Below are 19,211 nucleotides of genomic sequence, written 5' to 3' on the forward strand. Positions count from 1 at the left end.
AGGAACCATGAGCAAGCCACTTGAGGGAATCAAGATTATCGACTTCACGCACGTGCAGGCAGGCCCCGCCTGCACGCAGTTGCTCGCGTGGTTCGGCGCCGATGTGATCAAGGTTGAGCGCCCGGGTTCGGGCGATGTCACCCGCACGCAGTTGCGCGATATCCCGGACGTCGATGCGCTGTATTTCACGATGCTCAACAGCAACAAGAAGTCCCTCACGCTCGACACCAAGAAGCCGGAAGGCAAGGCGGTCCTGGAAAAGCTTATTAAGGAATCCGATGTGATGGTGGAGAACTTCGGGCCGGGCGCGCTCGACCGCATGGGTTTTCCGTGGCATACCATCAAGGAACTGAATCCGAAGATGATCCTGGCGTCGGTGAAAGGCTTCAGCGACGGCCACCACTACGACGACCTGAAGGTCTACGAAAACGTGGCGCAATGCGCGGGTGGGGCGGCATCGACCACCGGCTTCTGGGACGGCCCGCCGACCATCAGCGCAGCGGCGCTCGGCGACAGCAACACCGGCATGCACCTCGCTATCGGCATCCTGACGGCGCTGATCGGACGCGACAAGACGGGCAAGGGACAGAAGGTCGCTGTATCCATGCAGGACAGCGTGCTCAACCTCTGCCGCGTGAAGCTGCGCGATCAGCAACGCCTGGACCGGCTCGGTTACCTGGAAGAGTATCCGCAATACCCGCATGGCGAATTCAGCGATGTCGTTCCGCGTGGCGGCAATGCCGGCGGCGGCGGTCAACCGGGCTGGGTGCTGAAATGCAAGGGCTGGGAAACCGATCCGAACTCGTACATCTACTTCACGATCCAGGGCCACGCGTGGGCGCCGATTTGCCGCGCGATCGGCAAGCCGGAATGGATCGACGATGCGAACTACAACACGGCGAGCGCGCGCCAGCCGCATATCTTCGACATCTTCAAGACGATCGAAGAATGGCTCGCCGATAAAACCAAGTTCGAGGCGGTGGATATCCTGCGCAAGTTCGATATTCCCTGCGCGCCCGTGTTGACCATGAAAGAACTGGCCAACGATCCTTCGTTGCGTGAAAGCGGCACGATTGCCGAAGTCCCGCACAAGGAGCGCGGTACGTATCTGACGGTCGGCAGCCCGATCAAGTTCTCGGACATGAAGCCGGAGATTACGGCGTCGCCGTTGCTGGGCGAGCATACGGACGAAGTGCTGGAAAGCCTCGGTTACAGCAGCGCGGAAATTGCCAACCTACATCAGCAACAAGCCGTTTAAACGCAAGAAGCGCAGCGCCGTGGATAGCCTTGACGGACCCACGGCGTGGCGAGAATCGCTACCTGAAAAGACCAAGGCCATTTCAATCATGAATAGCGCCATGCATACACAATCCCCTATCGATTTCGAGCAACTGGTCGACGTGATCGGCGACGCGGTTGTCATCTCCGACGCCAGTGGCGCGATCACGTTATGGAACCCTGCTGCCGAGCGCATGTTCGGGTTCACGCCTGAAGAAGCGCTGGGCAATTCGCTGGACCTCATCATTCCCGAGCGCTTGCGAGGGCGTCACTGGAGCGGCTATGAAAAAACCATGGCGACCGGTGAGACCCGTTACGGACACGATGTGCTGCGCGTGCCGGCCGTGCACAAGGACGGCCGGTCTTTATCGATCGCATTCACGGTCGCGCTGCTGCATTCAGCGGGGTCCGACAAGAAAGTGACCGGCATCGTGGCCGTCATACGCGATGAAACCAGCCGCTTCACGGAAGAGCGAAACCTGCGCAAGCGCCTGGCTGAACTCGAAGCAAAATCCGGCGCGTGATCCAGGCACAAGGACGGCGCGCGGGACTGCACTACAGCAAAAGGAGACAACAATGACCGCCCAAGCGGACGTGAAACGTTACGAGCTGCTGATTGGTGGCGAAGCAGTGGCGCCGAGTGGCGGCGCGTATTCCAGCATCATCGATCCATCGACCGAGACGCCGATAGCGAGCGTTGCCCAGGGAACCGCGGCCGATGTCGACCGTGCCGTACAAGCAGCGCGCGCCGCGTTGAAACCGTGGAACGCGATCAGGGCGTCCGAGCGCGGCAGGATCCTGATGCGCTTTGCAGAATTGATGCGCACGCATCAGGATGAAATTGCCGCGGTGGAAAGTCTCGACGCCGGCAAGCCGATCTCCGGCGTGCGGCGACAGGATGTACCGGCTGCCATCGACACCCTCGCGTATTACGCGGGCTGGTGCGACAAGATCAATGGACAAGTGGTGCCCACGCGCCCCGACGCGCTGACCTACACTGTGCGCGAACCCGTCGGCGTGGTCGCGGCTATCGTGCCGTGGAATTTCCCGTTGATGATCGGCATGTGGAAGATCGCGCCCGCGCTTGCTTGCGGCTGCACGCTCGTCGTCAAGCCCGCGGAACTGACGCCGCTGTCGGCGTTGATGCTCGGCCGTCTCGCGCTGGAAGCCGGAGTACCACCGGGCGTACTGAATATTGTGACCGGCAAGGGCTCGGTGGTCGGCGACGCGCTGGTCGCGCACCCGGGCGTGGACAAGGTGACGTTCACCGGCTCGCCATCGGTCGGCCGGGGCATCCTGCAGGGCGCGGCGGTCAACTTCAAGCGCGTGACACTTGAGCTGGGCGGCAAGTCCGCCAACGTCATTTTCGCCGATGCCAATCTCGATCAGGCTGCACGCGCAGCTGCATCGGGGATCTTTTTCAACGCGGGGCAGGTGTGTTCGGCGGGCTCGCGGGTGCTGGTCCAGCGAGCGGTGTACGACGAGGTCGTCGAACGTCTTGCGCAGCGTGCGAAGTCGATCATGCTGGGGGATCCCTCGCAGAAAGAGACGTCCATGGGACCGCTCATTTCCGCGAAGCAGATGCAGACCGTGCTCGATTACGTGGACATAGGGAAGAAGGAAGGGGCGTCGGTTGTATCGGGTGGCAGGCGATGGGGCGAGCGCGGCTATTTTGTCGAGCCCACGGTGTTTGCCAATGTCGAGCACGAGATGCGCATTTCGCAAGAAGAGATCTTCGGCCCGGTGGTCAGCGTGATTCCTTTCGACGATGAAGCCGACGCCGTGCGCATTGCCAACGGGACGCTGTACAGCCTCGCGGCGGGCGTGTGGAGTGCAGACATTGGCCGGGTGCACAGGATGGCATCAGCGCTCAGGGCGGGCACGGTCTGGGTGAATACATACGGATATACCGACGTGCGGCTGCCGTGGGGAGGCTCAGGCGATTCGGGCTTTGGCCGCGAGCATGGGGATGTGGCTATCGACAACTTCACGGAGCCGAAGAGCGTGTGGGTGTCGCTGACGCAATGAGGCGGGTGCAATGAAGAAGGGCGGGTTGATCAACCCGCCCTTCTTTGAAAGTTGAGTGCCTGAGGCAGGACTTCAGGCGCGAATAACTCAGCTAATGAAGCATCAAGCTGCTTGAGCATGCGGAGTGTCGCATTCCGGACGCCACATCCGGGCGCCGCGCGTGTCGTCGGCCCGCGCGATGGTCGTGGCGCGGCACGCCTCGTAATACGCGTTTTTCCTGTCCACGATGGCCTGGCACAGGAACTCCGCGCTGTACGCCTTGAGCAAATGGGGGCAATGCGATTCGATGTACTGCGCAATGCGCGCCTGATCGCTGGGTGCGTGCGCCAGCGATTGAAGTGTTTCAACGTCCCAGCGGAACATCAGGTCAAGTTCTTCGAAGGCGCTGTTGTAGGCGCAAAGCTGCGACTGGAGTTCGCGCGCATCGGCGATCGTGGCTTGTGAACGGTTCATGGTCGTCTCCTTAAATAGCCATGAAGGACAGCGAGATGTCGCTGCGTGGCTTAACTGCAGGATAGAAAGAACCATCCATATACGATAGTCACTTGTTTTTTGCCTAACTATTAAAGATACCTAATAGATGGTTTACCCGATATGCGTGATCGCCGAGATTTGCGCCGCCCCTTCATCGATGAGGAATTGCTTGAACGCCATCGCCACTGCAGGAAGCCGTTTGTTATGACGATGCACGAGGTACCAGTTGAGCATCACGGGAAAACCCGCTATGTCGAGCACGGCCAGCCGTCCGATCTGCAACTCCATGCTGACCGTGTGCGCCGACAGAAAACTGATCCCCATGCCCGCGATGACCGCCTGCTTGATGGTTTCCGTGCTGGTGATTTCCATGGCGATGTTCAGCGGCTTGAGCCGTCCCGCGAAACCCTCTTCCATCGAATTCCAGGTGTCGGAACCGCGCTCCCTGACGATGAACGGCTCGTCCACAAGCGACTCCAGCGCAATGTTCTTCTTGCCCACCAGCGGATGATCCGGGGGCGCCACGATCACGTAAGGGTGCGGGGCAAACGACACGTTCTCGGTGTCCATGTCCTTCGGCGGGCGAACCATGATCGCGAGGTCGGTGAGGTTGTCGGTGAGCTGGTGCAGCAGTTCTTCGCGATTGTGGACCGCCAGCCTCAGCTTGACGTCGGGATTGCGTTTGGTGAATTCGGCGAGCAGGCGCGGAAAGAAATAGTCCCCGGCGCTGATCACGGCCACGTTCAGCGTGCCTCCGGAAATACCCTTGAGCCGGGCCATGGCGTCGTCGGCTTCGCGGAACTGTTCGAGGATCGCGCGGCTGTGGTGGAGCATTTCCTGACCGGCAGATGTCAGGTAGATCTTCTTGCCGAGCTGCTCGAAAAGCGGCAGTCCCGCGTGCTCCTCCAACTGCTTGACCTGCGTGGAAACGGCCGGCTGGGTGAGGTAGAGCTCTTCGGCGGCGCGCGAAAAGCTGAGCCGCCGTGCGACGGTTTCGAAGATTTTCAGCTGCCTCAGCGTCGCATTTCGCATCATAACGGACCTCCACCTATAAACGATCCTGAATTTATACAATAAATTTTTCTAACTTTCCCTAATCGTTTTTCTGTCGCAGGATGCTTTCAACGTGCGGTAGTTTCGTAAGGTGCACGCGGGGAAAGGGCAGAAGCAGGGTCATCCCTAATAAACATCGGAACACTGGGAATCGCTTGAAAATGATTCTTCTTTTCACCGCTCTTGATTTTTACGGCCCGCTGGAAGGGCATGGCCGTACCCGGCGCCGCAACGCCACGAACACCCATGAACACGTTTCCTGACCGACCAAGACCCCTCTCACACCGCTAGCAACACACGGTGTGCCGCAGTCGATTACGTACTCGAATACGCGCCGTACGAGCGCTGTAAATAACGGAGACAGACATGGCAAACGCAGCGACGGCACCGGCCGCTGGTCAGCCCAAAATGGGGTGGCACAATAATCGATGGGCTCAGCTCGCCATCGGCATCATCTGCATGGGGCTGGTCGCCAACCTGCAGTACGCCTGGACTTTATTCGTTGTCCCGATGGATGCAAAACATCACTGGGGCCAGGCGGCGATTCAAACCGCGTTCACCATTTTCATCGTCACGGAAACCTGGCTGGTGCCGCTGGAAGGCTGGCTCGTCGATAAATTCGGTCCGCGGCCAGTCGTGATCGGCGGCTCGATCTGCGCGGCGCTGGGCTGGATCATCGACGCAAACGCGACCAGCCTGATCCATCTCTACATTGCGGCGGTGATTGCCGGCGTGGGCGCGGGTTGCGTGTACGGCACCTGCGTGGGCACGGCGCTCAAGTGGTTCCCGGACAAGCGCGGCCTGGCTGCCGGTTTGACGGCGGCAGGTTTCGGCGCCGGTGCTGCGGTCACGGTCATCCCCATCTCCAACATGATCCAGCGCTCAGGGTACGAACATACCTTCGTGTTCTTCGGTATCTTCCAGGGCGTCTGTATCCTGTTGCTCGGCATGCTGCTGGTCCGTCCGAGGCCGCCGGCCCATGCAGTCCCTGCCAAGCGAGTCGTGGCATCGAAGATCGACTACACGACGGGCCAGATGGTGCGCTCGCCACTCTTCTGGGTGCTGTACATGATGTTCGTGTTCGTCGCGGCGGGCGGCGTGATCGCGACCGCGCAACTTGGTCCTATCGCGAAGGAATACGGCTTTGCCAAGATACCGGTCAACCTGCTCGGCGTAACCTTGCCGCTCCTGACCATGGCGCTGTCGATCGACAACCTGTGCAACGGTTTCACGCGTCCGCTATGCGGCTGGATTTCCGACAAGATCGGCCGCGAGAACACCATGTTCTTTATCTTCATCGGCGAGGGCCTGGCGTTGCTCGGCCTCATGGAGTTCGGCCACAACCCGTATCTGTTCATGTTCTTCGCGGCCATCACGTTCCTGTGCTGGGGCGAAATCTTCTCGATATTCCCGGCCACCTGCGCCGATACCTTCGGCAGCAAATACGCCGCCGCCAACGCGGGTACGTTGTACACGGCGAAGGGCACCGCGTCGATGCTGGTACCGCTCGCCTCGGTGCTGTCGGCCATCGGCTCATGGGACGCGGTGTTTATCGCAACAGCTACCGTCTCGATCGCCGCCGGCTTGTGCGCCAAGTTCGTGCTCGCGCCGATGAGAAAGCGCTGGATCGATAACACGGTCGCCGAGTCGAGGCGGCTCGACGCCGCCATGTTTCAGACCGCCTGGACAGAAGCTCCGCGCAACCCGTCGGCGCAATGACCCGTAGCCAGACGGAGGCGGTTCAGGGATTGAAGTCGTCTGGCGTGTCGCTGCAGCAGTTGCGCCTGTTCGTGATCGTGGCGCAGCACCGGAGTTTCACGCAGGCGGGCAATGCGCTCGGCGTCACGCAGTCGGCGGCGAGCCGCAGCATCAGGGAGCTCGAAGACCTGCTTGAACTGAGGTTGTTCGATCGCACGACGCGCCAGGTTGCGCTCACCGATACCGGCCGTGCGCTGCTTCCGCGCATTGCGTTACTCGTCGACGAACTCGAAGCAGCGCTGCGTTTCGGGCAGCAGGTTTCTACGATCGAAAGCGGCGCGGTGTCGATAGCCAGCAGTTCCAGCCTCGTCGCGTCAGTGCTCCCGGCACTGCTCTCATCGTGCCGGGCGAGCTACCCCAATATCGCGCTGACGTTGCATGATGCGCCGCAGGGCAGGGTGCTCGAACTCGTGCGCGCCGGCGATGCCGACATGGGCGTGCTGACCGGTCCACTGGATATTAGTGATCCTGACGATCTCAGCGATCTATCGACGAAAACGCTGTTCTCCGATCATGTCTGCGCGATCGTTCCCGCGCGGCATGCGCTCGCATCGCACGCGACGGTGCGATGGCGCGACCTGAGCGGCGCGAGCCTGTTCCTGCTCGACGACGGCGCCGGCAGTTTCGATGTCATCGCACGTGCGCTCGATGAACACGGTGCGTCGAACGTCAGGCTCCAGCGCCTGACCCAGGCTGCGAGCGTCGAGCACATGGTCGCGGCGGGACTGGGCTTTGGCATCCAACCGATGCACGCAGGCGCGGCCTCGGCCCAAACGCTGGTGCAAGCGGTGCCGCTATGGCCACCCGCGATGCGCACCGTCGCGCTCGTGAAGCGGAAGAACCGTACGTTGCCGGTGCTGGCAGCGCGCATTTGGACGCACGTCATTTCGTCCTATGATGAGGAACATAAGCCGTTGCAAACCGCTGACGCCTGACCCCAATCCACTGAATATTCGAAGCGCGGCTCCCTAAAAAAGAGTCGCGCTTTTTTCTTGCGCTTTCTTCGTTGTTATCCAATACTGAATCTAATATGTTGTATATCAGAAGAGAGAATAGTCCAGGAGACGACAATGAAAATTTGCATTTACGGTGCCGGCGCGATCGGCGGTTACATGGGTGCGCAACTGGCCCGGGCTGGAGCGGATGTCAGTTTCGTCGCACGGGGGCCGCATCTGGCTGCCATGCAGGCGAACGGCGTGCGTTTGCGGATCGATGGTGAGGAGCACACCGTCAAGGTCCGATGCACGAACAATCCCGCGGAACTCGGGCCGCAGGATTACGTGGTGATTGCGCTCAAGGCGCATTCGGTGCCCGGCGTGGTGGACTTGATGCAACCGCTGCTGGGACCGGATACCGCCGTGGTCACGGCGGTGAACGGCCTGCCGTACTGGTATTTCCATGAGCACGGCGGCGCGCTGGCCGGCACCACGCTGGAAAGCGTCGATCCGGGCGGCCGCCAATGGCAGGTGCTTGGGCCGGAGCGGGCGATAGGCTGCGTTCTGATTCCCGCCGCTGAAATTGCGGAACCCGGCGTGATCCATCATGTGTATGGCAAGAAATTTCCCATCGGCGAGCCGAGCGGGCTGGTGACGCCGCGGCTGCAGGCGTTCCACGACATCATGGGCGCCGCCGACATGGAAGCGCCGATGCGCGACAACATCCGCGACGAGATCTGGCTGAAGCTGTGGGGCAACCTCTGTTTCAACCCCATCAGCGCGCTGACGGGCGCCACGCTCGATGTCCTGACCGCCGACCCTGCCGTGCGCGCGCTGTCACGCCGGATGATGGAGGAGGCGCAGGGCATCGCCGAGCAACTGGGCGTTCATTTCCGTGTCGATGTGGAAAAGCGCATCAACGGCGCGGCCGCGGTCGGCGCTCACAAGACGTCGATGCTGATGGATTGCGAAGCGCGCCGCCCCATGGAGATCGATCCGATCGTGACCGTCGTGCAGGAAATCGGCCGGAAACTGGGCGTCCAGACGCCGATGATCGATGCCGTCCTCGCACTGATCAAGTTGCGTGACGGCGTCAACCAGGGAACGGCCAAGCCCGGTATCAAAACGATTGAATCTTTCACAGGTTCGCAAAAAGCCGCTTAAACTGCGAACACGGAAGGGCTGTTGTTTCTGATATATCAAATACGAAATATGTTGCGTCGCATTGCGACGCAACATATACTGAAGGCTCTTGGAGTAAACCACTAGGAGCCGGAAATGAGCATCGCTTTATTAGTCGTGATCGGGATTGCCTTGGTAGCGGGTGGTGTGGGTGTGACGTTTGCACTGGCATCGGCGCTGCCGCAAGACGTGCTGCAGCGCGCGCAGGACAATGGTCGGTACGCCGGATTGACGGCGGATGACCAGGGCGGCGGCACGGGTACACGGGCGACGACGGGCGCGCGGAACCTGGGACATCAAACCATCAATGCCATCTGATACTGAAGTTGCTGCAACCTCGGCTAGTCTTCTTGAGCCGCGTACTGAAAGCAAGCCTATGGGCGTGACGCTTTCGCTGGCGCCGATCAACGCGACGGTTTCGTTGCGGGACCAGGCGTATGCACGGCTGCGCCAGGCCATTTCCGAGGCGGATATTTATCGGTCGCGTGAAGAGATCCGGCTGGACGAGAAGGATTTGACTGAGGCGCTGGGCGTGAGTCGCACACCGATTCGCGAAGCCATGACGTTGCTCGAGCAGGAAGGGTTTCTGCGGACGGTGCCGCGTCGTGGGATTTATATCGTGCGCAAGACGAAGCACGAGATTGTCGAGATGATCAATATGTGGGCCGCGCTGGAAAGTATGGCGGCGAGGCTCGCGACGCAGCGTGCGACGGATGCGGAAATTGCTTCGTTACGGCATATGTTCGACCATTTTCAGAATCAGGCGCCGGCGGAGCATATCGAAGAGTATTCGGAAGCGAATATTGCCTTCCATCAGGCGATTGTGCAGCTGAGCAAGTCGCAGATCATCTTCGATACGATCAAGAATATCTTCGTGCACGTGCGCGCGATCCGGAAGATGACGATTTCGCAAAGCGACCGGGCGGCGCGCTCGATTGAAGACCATATGCGGATTATTGAGGCGCTTGAAGCGCGTGATACTGAGTTGGTCGAGAGGCTCGTGCGGCAGCATTCGCTGGATCTGGCGGCGTTTGTCGAGGCGAATTGCGATTTTCTGGATTGAGAGGGGCGCTGGCGCTGGGGGGTGGGTCGGTGCCGGGATGGTCGTTTCGGCGTTAGCGGTCGGAGTCGATGCCGGGTTGCTGCTGCTTTGCTTAGTGGTCTGCTTAGGTTGCCTAATTTCTTTATCACTATTAGCCACTGCGCGTGGCGGCGCGTCATTTCTTTGTCCAAAGCGACAAAGAAACGAAGCAAAGAAAGCGCTTTCAAAACGAGGGCTCGTAAGTTGACCTAGCGTGCAGCTTCGATGTTTTTGGCACCCCAAAAGCACGGTGCTCGCCAGAGCGACGGATGTGTGAACCCCTCCTTCTCCGAACACCGATACCCACACGCTTCGCCACCAGTGACTGAACCTGCCCAAGGGGCACCCCGCGCTATCCGCGAAAAACCATCCACCGAATTTGTACGCACGCCGAACCACGTCGCCAACCCGCCTCGAAACAAGGTGCTCGGATAGATGAGGCCCTAACGTCAAAAAATAACCGGGCCGATCATGCCAACCAAGCAGCTAACCCATGAAGAGTCGTAGCGCCAAATACGCGTGATGCCGTGCGGGTTTCTTGGCAAGCGTGCTTGCCCGAGAGCGTACGGGGCGAAGCGTGTGCGTGTAAGAATTCGCGAGAAGGAGGGTTTCACACATCGGTGGTTCTGGCGAGCACCGTGCTTTTGGGGTGCCAAAAACGCACAAAGTGCACGCTAGGTCAACTTATGAGCCCGCGTTTTGAAAGCGCTTTCTTTGCTTCGTTTCTTTGTCGCTTTGGACAAAGAAATGACGCGCCGCCACGCGCAGTGGCTAATAGTGATAAAGAAATTAGGCAACCTAAGCAGACCACTAACCTTGGAAGCAGCAACCCGGCATTGACTCCGACCGCTAACGCAGGAACCTGGCAACCCGGCATCTCCGACAGATAGCGCCAGCATCCCACCCTGCACTGCAGCAAAAATCTTCCAGCACTCGCCATCCAGTCAGCATCTCCGGTTCATCGCACCGCACAACCCACCGCGTCCTACGCAAAATCTCTTGACTAATACTGTGTATGGAATATTGTATATCACAGTGACAGCGCTTTATCCCGGCGCCATGAGGGCCCTCCCCATCTACAGAAGCGGAGAAAAACAGCCCATCATGTCCAGAGCGTTACCAAAACCCGGCACAGCCCGAAGGGCAATACCGAAGCGCATCACAAGTACCACGATATAAAACCTGCTAAAGGTTAGGAGACAGGCATGAGCAAAGCCCTCGACGGGGTGCGTATCCTCGATTTCACGCACGTTCAATCAGGCCCGACCTGCACGCAATTGCTTGCATGGTTCGGCGCCGATGTCATCAAGGTCGAGCGCGCAGGCGCCGGCGACATCACGCGCGAACAGCTGCGCGATATCCCCGACGCCGACAGTCTCTACTTCACCATGCTCAACCACAACAAACGTTCGATCACCATCGATACGAAAAACCCGGACGGCAAAAAGGTCCTCGAGTCGCTGGTTAAAAAATGCGACGTGCTCGTCGAGAACTTCGCCCCCGGCGCACTCGACCGCATGGGCTTCACGTGGGAACGCATCCAGGAACTGAATCCGAGGATGATCGTGGCATCGGTGAAAGGCTTCGGCCCCGGCCCCTACGAGGACTGCAAGGTCTACGAGAACGTCGCCCAGTGCGCAGGCGGCGCGGCATCGACCACAGGTTTCGATGACGGCCCGCCGGTCGTCAGTGGCGCGCAAATCGGCGACTCAGGCACGGGCCTGCATCTCGCGCTCGGCATTGTCACCGCGCTCTATCAACGCAACGCCACCGGCCGCGGCCAGAAGGTGCTCGCTGCCATGCAGGACGGCGTGCTCAACCTCTGCCGCGTGAAGCTGCGCGACCAGCAACGGCTCGAACGCACCGGCACGATGAAGGAATACCCGCAGTACCCGAACGGCACGTTCGGCGAGGCTGTGCCACGTGCCGGCAACGCATCGGGCGGCGGGCAGCCGGGCTGGATCTTGAAGTGCAAGGGCTGGGAAACCGATCCGAACGCGTACATCTACTTCATCACGCAAGCGCCGGTCTGGGGCGAGATCTGCAAGGTGATCGGCAAGGAAGAATGGATCGATCATCCCGACTTCCGCACGCCGGCCGCACGGCTTCCGCACCTCAAGGGCATCTTCGCCGAGATCGAACAGTGGACCATGACCAAGACCAAGTTCGAAGCCATGGAGATCCTGAACCAGCACGATATTCCGTGCGGCCCGATCCTCTCGATGAAGGAAATTGCCGAGGACCCATCGCTGCGCAAGACCGGCACGATCGTCGAAGTGGACCATCCGGTGCGCGGCAAATACCTGACCGTAGGCAACCCGATCAAGCTCTCCGATAGCCCCACCGACGTCGTGCGCTCACCCCTCCTGGGCGAACATACCGATGAAGTGATGGCGGAACTCGGGTATTCGCCGGACCAGGTCGCGACGCTGCGAAGCCTCGGGGCGATCTAGGTCCGTGTCGCGCTTGTGCTCCTGCATGCAGGAGCGCATCGCTGCTGGTTCCGGCTGCCGTTCTTCAAAGACCGCAGCACCACTTCTTCAGGGCTTTCAACGTGGCTAACTGGATTCGCTTTTCCCGCGCCGATGGCGTGGTGGGCTTCGGCACGCTGTCAGAAGATGGCAAGCGTGTGATGCAGTACGAAGGTTCTCTCTTTGATCACACAGTGCCAACGGGCAAGGAACTGGGCATCGAGGAAATAAAGCTGCTGGCGCCTTGCCAACCAGGCAAGATCGTCGCGCTCTGGAACAATTTCTATGCGCTATCGAAGAAACTCGACAAGGCGCCGCCCAAACATCCCCTGTTCCTGATCAAGCCCGCACGGTCCGTGATCGGCACGCATGAGCCGATACGCCGGCCCGTCAGCTACGACGGCAAGATCGCTTACGAAGGCGAGCTGGGCATCGTGATCGGCCGGCGCTGCTCGTCGGTATCGGTGGAAGAAGCCGAGGCCGCGATCTTCGGCTACACGTGCGTCAACGACGTCACGGCCGGTGAACTCCTGCAGGAAGATCCGAACTTTCCGCAATGGTGCCGCGCGAAGGGATTCGATACATTCGGCTGCCTCGGACCCACGATCGCAACCGGTTTCGACTGGCGTGCGGCGCGCGTGATTACCACGCTCGACGGCGTCGAACGGCAAAACTATCCGATCGACGACATGATCTTCACGCCGGCTGAACAGGTCAGCCTGATCTCGCATGACATGACGCTCGAACCCGGCGATGTCATCGCCTGCGGGACGTCGCTCGGTATCGGCTCGATCAAGGACGGCGCCGAGGTGTGCGTCTCGATCGAGGGTATCGGGACCCTGGTCAATCGCTTGCTCTGATGCGGAGACATCAATGCTTGACGGTGCGTTGTGTGCGTTCGCAGTGATGGCGTCGATGCAGAGCCTGAAGGCCCCCGGCGCCGTCTCGCCCACGCGTCGGCAGGCATTGCGCGATGCAGCCGGCGTAGGGGCGGCGGTGATCGTGGCTTACGGCATGGCGACGGGCTTCGACTCGACGCTCGTGGCTCTGGCCATTGCGGCGTTCGCGATGCTGACGCCACGGTTAGGCAGGACCACGCCCGCGTCGCTGCAAAGTGCGCTGGCGTTGGCCGCGCTTGCGTCGGCATCGGCAGATCGCGCGCTCGGCTTTGACCCGGGCGCATCGCTCGAAATGACGGCGCTCGGCGGCATCGCGGCGATTGCGTTGGCGTTCGTACTGAGCCGCGTGCGCTTCGGGGTATCGAATGCAAAACTGGTGAGCACGATGCACTTCGCCTGCGCCGCGTTGTGCTCGGTGATTGCGTACACGGCCGGGTTCGAAGGCGGAGCGGTGGCGGTGGTGATCATCGGTGCAATGGTTGCGTTGATCGGCGCTTACCTTGCCATGGCGATGGCCGATCGCGCGTACCCGGTTTTTATCGCGGCGTTGAATGGGTATGCGGCGTGTTCGGTCGTTGCGGCAGGCGTCGGACTGGCAAACGGTGCGCTGGTGGTGACCGGGGTGGCGCTCGTGCTCGGATGCGTGGCGACGTGTACGAGCGTCATGCCATCGGGTGCGCGCAGCGAGAAGTAGGGCTGTGGGTCTGTGGCACGAGATGGCTGGATAGCGTGCTTCGCACGCTATCTGCGTTTTTTAGCCGATTGATTCGAGCGGAGAGTGCAGGGGCGAGCAGGGCCAAGCCGCGTTACCATAGCGGCACGTTGCCAGTTACCGTGGCCACATCGCGGTAACGTTAGTGCCACGAGTCTCTCTAGCCCGTCACAGCCCACAAGCCGCCTTAGCCGATGATCGACGACACAAGCAGCACCGCGGCACCGGTAGCACCTGTTCATGCATCACGCTCTCGCCAGCACACGCTCGTTCTGGCCGCAGGTTTGTCATTCGGCACGGCGATCGCGCTTGGCCTCACGCGTTTCTCTTACGCGCTCCTGTTGCCCGCAATGAAGGCCGATCTCGGCTGGAGCTTCGCGCAAGCCGGCGCGATGAACACCGCCAACGCGCTGGGTTATCTGCTCGGCGCGCTCGCATTTCCGCTTGTATCGCGTCGATGGCCCGTGGGTCTCTGTTTCATCGTCGGATGCGTCTTGACGGCGGCGTTGATGACCATCGGCGGCCTGGTTTCCGATACCCACGCGTTGCTCGCTCAACGGGTTGTCACCGGTATGAGTAGTGCGTTGATCTTCGTCGGCGGCGGAGTGTTGGCCGCGCGTCTTGCATCGGCCCATCCCCGCGATGCAGGCCTGGTGCTCGGGCTCTATTACGGCGGTGCAGGCAGCGGGATAGTCATCGCGGCGCTGCTGGTGCCCATGACCACATTCAACGCTCCGCATGGCTGGCAGTGGGCCTGGTTCGCCTTGGCCGCGGCTTGCGCGTTGGCGTCCATCGCCGCGATTGCCGCCGCTCGCCGCATTGAGCGCAGCGAAGCCGCGCCGGCGGGTCCAACTGCACTGGATACTGCTTCGCCATTGCATCCAAGCCCGTTGCCCTGGCGACGTATTGTTTTCATGCTGGCCGGTTACGCGCTGTTCGGCGTGGGTTATATAGGCTACATGACCTTTCTTATCGCGCTGCTTCGGGCCGCCGGCATGAGCGCGGCGGTAGTGACCGCGTTCTATGTGCTGCTTGGTCTCGCAACCATTGTCTCGGCCCGGCTCTGGTCGGGACTGCTCAACCGCATGAGCGGCGGACAGGCGCTGGCGGCGTTCAATTCGGTCCTCGCGTTTGCAACCCTGATGCCCGCGGTGTTCACGCAACCGGCGGTGGCATTCGTATCGGGCGCACTATTTGGCGCAACGTTTTTATCGGCGGTGGCATCAACCACGGCGTTTGTCCGGCACAATCTTCCGGCCACGCAATGGACCCGCGGGATTGGCGCATTTACCATCGTGTTCGCTGTGGGGCAGATTGTCGGGCCAATAGTCATTGGCTGGATCTCGGATGGTGCGGGCTTGGCTCGCGGGCTCGTGTATTCATCGATCCTGCTTGCCGCAGGCGCCGTTCTCGCGATGTTCCAGAAGCCATTGCGGCTTTGAGGAAAGGCTCTCTGCTAGCGCCAAGAATACTAAGCAAACCTTAGTTGTCTACCAGGCATGAAAAATCGCTCAGAGCCTTTAAGCAATGAGCGATTTTTGATTTCAAGCGCCTAACGATCAATCCATCGTCTAGTCGATCAAACCCCTTCAAATCTTAGTGACCAAAGTAGATCGAATGCTGAGCGTCGCCGGAGGCGGGCGCGACCGCCACGTGCAAACCTGACGCCGATGTACCGCTGGTCGACGGGCCATACCCTTCTGCCGCTACCCCGTTCGATGCATCAACGCGTTGCTGAGCCTCCTGCAGTGCCTGGGGATACGTGTTGTCATTAGTCGCCGGGTTATAGCCGGCGTTTTCCAACTGGACCAACTGGGCGCGGACTTCCGCACGCGTCACGGGTCCGTTGTTATCCTGAGCAAACGCCAATGAAGGAGCGGCGAGCGCAGCAGCAACAAGCAATGCCGGGAACAGTGACAAACGCGACTTCGTTGAATTGGTTATGATGGAATCTCCAGAGTTTGTTTTCGATTTCGGAAGACGTCGAGACTGAGTGCCGGTGTCTGTGTTCGCTTCTGATGAAAACAAGTCTAGGTCGCCTATGTCGGTTTTAAACGATAGTTCCGTCGAAAAATATTTGCCATTTCGGCAACAATAGGCTTGTTTCCCTAGGCTGGTGCAGGGACGTTGACCCCATTTCGGTAATAAACCGTCGGTTTAGATGGTTGCTTAGGGAATCAGCAATAAATGCCAGCAGGCATGCGTTTGTTGCGGACTACTCAATCCGGTGAAGGCATCTCTTTCACATAACACGGGTATTGCGCCTTCTGCGCGCGGGCTGCATCGAGGTCAATTGTGACAACGCCAAGCGGCGCTGCTTCACTTGTTTCCTCAAGCAGGACACCCTGAGGCGACACGACAAATCCAGCGCCTCCAAACTGTTGACCGAGCGCGCCGGGACCATGCCGGTTCGAGCTGACGAACCACGCACCCGACACGATGGCCGCCATCGTGCCCGCCGTTTTCCATCGCGACAACGAAGTTCCCGACGCGCGCGGCGTCACGATGAGGTCGGCGCCGTCGCGACCATACGCTCGTGCGCGGTCGTTGAAGAACAACTCCGTGCAGAGCAACACGCCCACCTTCACCTGTCCGACTTGCACGCAGTCGAATCCGCCCGCGCCACGCACGTACCACGCTTCCTCGAAGAAACCCGGCTCCTGCGGAAAGTACTTCTTGTGATGGATCATCCGATACGCATTCGATTCCAGCACGAACGCTTCATTGGCGAGACGGCCGTCGACGGCAACCGGACGCGACGAAATCACCGCCGCCGCGTCAAGGCTGCGCAACGCATCGAGGGCATCCTCATGCAGCGCGATGCTGCGTTGCGCGGCTTGCGGATCGAAGCTTGCATGCTCCGCGAGCCACGGCCCGAACGGCATTTCGTTAGTGACGAGAATGTCGGGGCGGGCAGTGTCGACGGAGCGGCGAATGCCATCCCATGCCGGTCCCACCGGTTGCAATCCTTCGGGCCACTGTACATACGCAATGCGGGCAGTTGTCATGACGAAGCGGTCGATATCACGCAAGCGGGGTTACTGGGACGCGCGAAAGTGCTCGACCAGGAAGTCGATGAACGCACGAATGCGCGCGGGTTGATTGCGGCGGCTTGGATAGTAGACAAACAAGTCCGCCGGCGGCAACAGGAAGTCCGGCAGCACGACTTTCAGCCGGCCGCTTTCCAGGTATTTCGCGAGGTCCCATTCTGAGCGGATCGAGATGCCGTGTCCATCGAGCGCCCATCCGAGCACGATGTCGCCGTCATTGCTCGATAGGCCGCCGTTCACCTTGACCGACACCGTCTCGCCCTCGCGCGTGAAACGCCAGACGCCGTAGGCGTCGTCGTTCTGCCGGTGAAGGATGGTCCGGTGGCGCGCTAGTTCGCCAAGCGCGGTGGGATTGCCATGGCGCTGCAAATACGCCGGCGATGCGCACAGGAAGCGCCGGTTCGACATGATGCGCCGCGCGTTGAGCCGCGTATCGGGTAATGCGCCGAAGCGGATGGCGAGATCGAAACCCTGCTCGACAATATCCACCGGGCGGTCCGTGACATCCAGTTGAACCTCGACTTGCGGATAACGCTGCACGAAAGCTGAGACAAGCGGCGCGATGGTCGTGCGGCCGAAGCCGAGCGAGGCATTCACGCGCAAGATGCCGCGGGGCGCTTCGCGGCTGCGCGATACGGCGTCCTCCATCTCGCTCACGGCGGCAAGAATACGGGTAGCGTGCCGCAGGTACGTATCGCCTTCGTCAGTGAGGCTCGCGCTGCGCGTAGTGCGGTTGACGAGCCTTACACCCAGCCGCTGCTCCATCAGCGCAAGGCGCCGGGTGGCGGCAGGCGGCGTCAGATCGAGCGCACGGGCGGCCGCCGACAAGCTGCCGAGGCGCGCAAGCTGGACAAAAAACTCGAGATCGGAGGTGACGTCGTTCTTCACTTAAACTGAATAATCATGTGTGTACTGGTGAAGTGTAACGCGGCTGCACGCGCGTAAGCTTCGTTATCCGCTTAAGCGTTCCTAAACGCGTTGCGCGGCACTCAGGAGACAGTCACATGAAAATCGTGGAAATCCGCGAACTAACCATTCCGATCAGTTCATCCATTCGGAATGCGTATATCGATTTCAGCAAGATGACGCTCAGTCTCGTAGCGGTCATCACCGACGTGATCCGTGACGGCAAGCCAGTCGTAGGCTACGGCTTCAATTCGAACGGACGATACGGCCAGGGCAAGCTGATGCGCGAACGTTTTATTCCGCGCGTGCTGGAAGCCGAGCCGGATTCACTACTGGACGCATCCGGTAACAACCTCAATCCGCACAAGATCTGGGCCGCGATGTTCACGAATGAAAAGCCCGGCGGTCATGGCGAGCGCTCGGTGGCGATCGGCACCATCGACATGGCGGTATGGGACGCGGTTGCGAAGATCGAAGGCAAGCCGCTGTTCCAGCTGCTGGCGGACCGCTATGGCAACGGCACGCCAAACCGCGATATCTTTGTCTATGCCGCCGGCGGTTATTACTACCCCGGGCAGGACTTCGGCAAGCTCAAGGACGAGATGCGCAGCTACATTGACCGCGGTTATACGGTGGTCAAGAAGAAAATAGGCGGCGGTTCACTCGACGACGACCTGCGCCGGATCGACGCGGTGCTGTCCGTGCTGCAGGACGGTCAAAAGCTTGCCGTCGATGCAAACGGCCGCTTCGACCTGGACACGGCCATCCAATACGCGAAAGCTCTCTCGCAATACGACTTGTTCTGGTACGAAGAGGCGGGCGATCCACTCGATTTCGAGCTGCAGGCCACGCTGAGAAATTACTACGACAAGCCCATGGCAACCGGCGAGAATTTGTTCTCCATGCAGGATGCGCGTAACCTGATCCGCTATGGCGGCATGCGCGCCGACCGCGATTATTTGCAATTCGATTGCGCGCTGAGCTATGGACTGGTCGAATATTTGCGTACGCTGGACATGCTGCATCAGCACGGCTGGTCACGTTCACGCTGCATTCCGCACGGCGGCCACCAGATGTCATTGAACATTGCGGCGGGTCTTGGTCTCGGCGGCAACGAATCGTATCCGGATCTGTTCCAGCCGTTCGGCGGCTTTCCGGACGGCGTGAAAGTGCAAAACGGCTACGTGAGATTGCCGGATCTTCCGGGCATCGGCTTTGAAGGCAAGAGCGATTTGTATGTCCACATGCAGGCTTTGTCGTCGTAAGGCTTTCTTCTCTTCGTCGTCGCGTGGCTTAGCCATTTTCTAACGGTTGCTATGGCGGCGCCCGACGTGTTCATCCGCTATTCGGCGCAGTCCCCGCGCGCCGGCTGACTGGAGTGTTG

18 protein-coding genes are annotated in these 19,211 nt (G+C 60.3%); 13 read left to right on the forward strand and 5 right to left on the reverse strand.

The annotated features are described in order from the left end of the window. Positions 1–7: 7 nt before the first annotated feature. The 3 genes from frc (ACSOSP_RS39620) to ACSOSP_RS39630 all read left to right on the forward strand — a co-directional run bounded on the left by frc (ACSOSP_RS39620) (position 8) and on the right by ACSOSP_RS39630 (position 3,306). A complete protein-coding gene (frc, locus tag ACSOSP_RS39620; RefSeq protein WP_455314459.1) occupies positions 8–1,258 on the forward strand; it encodes a formyl-CoA transferase in 1,251 nt (416 codons plus the stop codon). Positions 1,259–1,358: 100 nt separating this feature from the next. Then, complete coding sequence (locus ACSOSP_RS39625) at positions 1,359–1,802, forward strand: PAS domain S-box protein (protein ID WP_455314460.1); 444 nt, start codon at positions 1,359–1,361, stop codon at positions 1,800–1,802. Between the two features lie 52 nt (positions 1,803–1,854). Beyond that, positions 1,855–3,306 carry an aldehyde dehydrogenase family protein gene (locus tag ACSOSP_RS39630; protein ID WP_455314461.1) on the forward strand — a complete coding sequence of 484 codons (1,452 nt, stop codon included), beginning with the start codon at positions 1,855–1,857 and terminating at the stop codon, positions 3,304–3,306. 102 nt (positions 3,307–3,408) lie between these two features. Here ACSOSP_RS39630 and ACSOSP_RS39635 read toward each other — a convergent pair whose 3' ends face one another. Continuing rightward, on the reverse strand, positions 3,409–3,759 hold the full coding sequence (locus tag ACSOSP_RS39635) for a hypothetical protein (protein ID WP_455314462.1): 351 nt from the start codon (positions 3,757–3,759) through the stop codon (positions 3,409–3,411). A gap of 132 nt (positions 3,760–3,891) precedes the next feature. Further along, complete coding sequence (locus tag ACSOSP_RS39640; RefSeq protein ID WP_455315384.1) at positions 3,892–4,812, reverse strand: LysR family transcriptional regulator; 921 nt, start codon at positions 4,810–4,812, stop codon at positions 3,892–3,894. 387 nt (positions 4,813–5,199) lie between these two features. Here ACSOSP_RS39640 and oxlT point away from each other — a divergent pair, with 387 nt between their 5' ends. The 9 genes from oxlT (at position 5,200) to ACSOSP_RS39685 (ending at position 15,313) form a co-directional block, all read left to right on the forward strand. Next, positions 5,200–6,552 (forward strand): oxalate/formate MFS antiporter, encoded by a 1,353-nt coding sequence (gene oxlT / locus ACSOSP_RS39645; protein ID WP_455314463.1) that lies wholly within the window; start codon positions 5,200–5,202, stop codon positions 6,550–6,552. Further along, the gene (locus ACSOSP_RS39650) at positions 6,549–7,526 is read left to right on the forward strand and encodes a LysR family transcriptional regulator (protein ID WP_455314464.1); all 978 of its coding nucleotides are present in this window, start codon (positions 6,549–6,551) and stop codon (positions 7,524–7,526) included. Before oxlT ends, ACSOSP_RS39650 begins: the two co-directional genes overlap by 4 nt. 135 nt (positions 7,527–7,661) lie before the next feature. Beyond that, positions 7,662–8,690: a 2-dehydropantoate 2-reductase gene (locus ACSOSP_RS39655; protein WP_455314465.1), complete on the forward strand. Its 1,029-nt coding sequence runs from the start codon at positions 7,662–7,664 to the stop codon at positions 8,688–8,690. Positions 8,691–8,804: 114 nt separating this feature from the next. Then, positions 8,805–9,026: a hypothetical protein gene (locus ACSOSP_RS39660; RefSeq protein ID WP_455314466.1), complete on the forward strand. Its 222-nt coding sequence runs from the start codon at positions 8,805–8,807 to the stop codon at positions 9,024–9,026. 58 nt (positions 9,027–9,084) lie between these two features. After that, positions 9,085–9,771, forward strand: coding sequence for a GntR family transcriptional regulator (locus ACSOSP_RS39665; protein ID WP_455315385.1), 687 nt, complete (start codon positions 9,085–9,087; stop codon positions 9,769–9,771). A 1,223-nt stretch (positions 9,772–10,994) separates the two neighbouring features. Beyond that, on the forward strand, positions 10,995–12,242 hold the full coding sequence (frc, locus tag ACSOSP_RS39670; RefSeq protein ID WP_455314467.1) for a formyl-CoA transferase: 1,248 nt from the start codon (positions 10,995–10,997) through the stop codon (positions 12,240–12,242). A gap of 101 nt (positions 12,243–12,343) precedes the next feature. After that, positions 12,344–13,120, forward strand: coding sequence for a fumarylacetoacetate hydrolase family protein (locus ACSOSP_RS39675; RefSeq protein WP_455314468.1), 777 nt, complete (start codon positions 12,344–12,346; stop codon positions 13,118–13,120). Between the two features lie 13 nt (positions 13,121–13,133). Next, entirely contained in the window at positions 13,134–13,853 is a 720-nt protein-coding gene (locus ACSOSP_RS39680; RefSeq protein WP_455314470.1) for a hypothetical protein, read from the forward strand. 212 nt (positions 13,854–14,065) lie between these two features. After that, the gene (locus ACSOSP_RS39685) at positions 14,066–15,313 is read left to right on the forward strand and encodes a YbfB/YjiJ family MFS transporter (RefSeq protein WP_455314471.1); all 1,248 of its coding nucleotides are present in this window, start codon (positions 14,066–14,068) and stop codon (positions 15,311–15,313) included. Positions 15,314–15,467: 154 nt separating this feature from the next. Here the strand turns inward: ACSOSP_RS39685 and ACSOSP_RS39690 are convergent, their stop codons facing one another. The 3 genes from ACSOSP_RS39690 to ACSOSP_RS39700 all read right to left on the reverse strand — a co-directional run bounded on the left by ACSOSP_RS39690 (position 15,468) and on the right by ACSOSP_RS39700 (position 17,809). Next, entirely contained in the window at positions 15,468–15,791 is a 324-nt protein-coding gene (locus ACSOSP_RS39690; RefSeq protein ID WP_455314473.1) for a DUF4148 domain-containing protein, read from the reverse strand. A 299-nt stretch (positions 15,792–16,090) separates the two neighbouring features. Further along, positions 16,091–16,879, reverse strand: a complete 789-nt coding sequence (locus ACSOSP_RS39695; RefSeq protein ID WP_455314475.1) for a carbon-nitrogen hydrolase family protein — start codon at positions 16,877–16,879, stop codon at positions 16,091–16,093. Between the two features lie 30 nt (positions 16,880–16,909). Next, positions 16,910–17,809, reverse strand: a complete 900-nt coding sequence (locus ACSOSP_RS39700) for a LysR substrate-binding domain-containing protein (protein ID WP_455314476.1) — start codon at positions 17,807–17,809, stop codon at positions 16,910–16,912. A gap of 116 nt (positions 17,810–17,925) precedes the next feature. Between ACSOSP_RS39700 and ACSOSP_RS39705 the strand changes: the two genes are divergently transcribed. Then, positions 17,926–19,092, forward strand: coding sequence for a mandelate racemase/muconate lactonizing enzyme family protein (locus tag ACSOSP_RS39705; protein WP_455314477.1), 1,167 nt, complete (start codon positions 17,926–17,928; stop codon positions 19,090–19,092). The last annotated feature ends 119 nt before the right edge of the window (positions 19,093–19,211 follow it).

This window comes from Caballeronia sp. KNU42 (genome assembly GCF_053760385.1).